Origin of the sequence: Kitasatospora sp. NPDC059747, assembly GCF_042732955.1 — a bacterium.
In the GTDB taxonomy this organism is placed as follows: Bacteria; Actinomycetota; Actinomycetes; order Streptomycetales; family Streptomycetaceae; genus Kitasatospora.
This window is the reverse complement of the sequence record NZ_JBHWGV010000072.1, coordinates 43,502-44,974: the sequence shown is the minus strand read 5'-3', so window position 1 is coordinate 44,974 and position 1,473 is coordinate 43,502. Positions and strand designations below refer to the sequence as shown.

Sequence of the window (1,473 nt, the reverse complement as noted above, 5' to 3'; positions counted from 1 at the left end):
GGGCGCGTCCCCCCTCGGGGGTGAGGGGCGCGGGGCGGGGCCCCCGCTCTGGGTCTCGGTCGCGCTAGCCCCCCCCCCCCACCGGGGCATTCACGGCCGACGCCGTGGCCGCGACGGTCAGCGACGTGGCGAAGGGGATCCTCGCCGGCCTGAAGTAGCGGCTCAGTCCGTGAAGACGTACGCCACCACGCTGGTCACGCCCGAGACGGCCGTCAGGGCGAGCAGCACCACCACGACCCACCCGGCGAAGCGCTCGGGGACGGCCTTGCGCCAGCGGGCCGCGTGGCGGGGCGCGATGATCCGGACGGCGTGGCCGATGCCGAGGCTGCCGCCGATGACGGTCAACAGGCCGAAGCAGGTGCCGAGGACGCGGACGCCGGTGTAGGCCACGCCCACGCGGTGGGTGGTGTCCTCGGAGGGGACGTACTGGACGGGGACGCGGGCGTGGGCCGGCAGGGAGCCGTCGTAGGACGTCGGAACGGCGGCGGCGCCCGAGTCGGGGGTGAAGGTGCCGAAGCAGGTGGTGTGGGCCTGTTTGCCGCTGCCCTCGGTGATGCAGCCCGAGACGGCCAGCAGGCCGGGCTCCCCGGCGAGCCGCAGCGGGTACCCGATGCTGAGCACGCACACGGTGGCCATCGCCGCGCCGGCCAGCATCATGACGAGCCCCGCCAGCGCGACGAGCGGCGCTACGGCCCATCGTCCCGCCCGGGTCCTGGGATCCTTCGGCTGCACCGTTCTCCCGTTCTCCACCCGAATCGATGTCGGAACCCGCCATGATGTCGGACGGCCGGGGCCGGGCGGAACCCGGCCCCGGCCGTGGTCGGAGAACCCTGTGTGGGGGTGTCCGGTCGGGACACCCCCACGGCGGTGTCACTGCATCAGTGCCAGCCGCACGCCGAAGCCGATCAGCAGCACGCCCGTGACCTGCTCGATGCGGCTGCGGACCTTCGGGCGGCGCAGGAAGGCGCCGAAGCGGTCGACGGTGACGGTGTAGAGGCCGAACCACAGCAGGTACAGCACCACGAACTCGGCCGAGAGCACCAGCGCCCGGCCCAGCGTGTGCCCGGTCGTGGGGAGGAACTGCGGCAGGAAGGTGACGAAGAACAGCGCCACCTTCGGGTTGAGCGCGTTCGACAGGAAGCCCTGCCGCACGTACATCAGCCAGGTCTTCCCGGCCGCCTCCGACGCCTCCGCGTCGGCCGTCGCCCGCGCCGACTTCCGGGCGGCGCGCAGCGTGCCGATGCCCATCCACACCAGGTACAGCGTCCCGACGGCCTTCAGCACGGTGAACGCCACGGCGGACGCGACCAGGAGCGACGACACCCCCAGCGACGCGGCCGACACGTGCACGCTGAGCCCCAGCATGCCGCCGAGCGTGGTGTACAGGCCGGCGGCCCGGCCACCCACCCAGGAGGGGGGGGGTGTAAACACCAGGGGGGTGGCCGGGGAATTGGAGTGGGCCCCACAGAAGAG

Annotated in this window: 2 protein-coding genes; both read right to left on the bottom strand. The window is 73.3% G+C overall.

Features of this window, described 5'->3' with window-relative positions; genetic code table 11:
* Window positions 1–162 precede the first annotated feature (162 nt).
* Window positions 163–732, bottom strand: a complete 570-nt coding sequence (locus ACFV4G_RS27855) for a hypothetical protein (protein WP_380444851.1) — start codon at window positions 730–732, stop codon at window positions 163–165.
* A 138-nt stretch (window positions 733–870) separates the two neighbouring features.
* A complete protein-coding gene (locus ACFV4G_RS27850; RefSeq protein WP_380444850.1) occupies window positions 871–1,407 on the bottom strand; it encodes a LysE family translocator in 537 nt (178 codons plus the stop codon).
* Window positions 1,408–1,473: the final 66 nt, after the last annotated feature.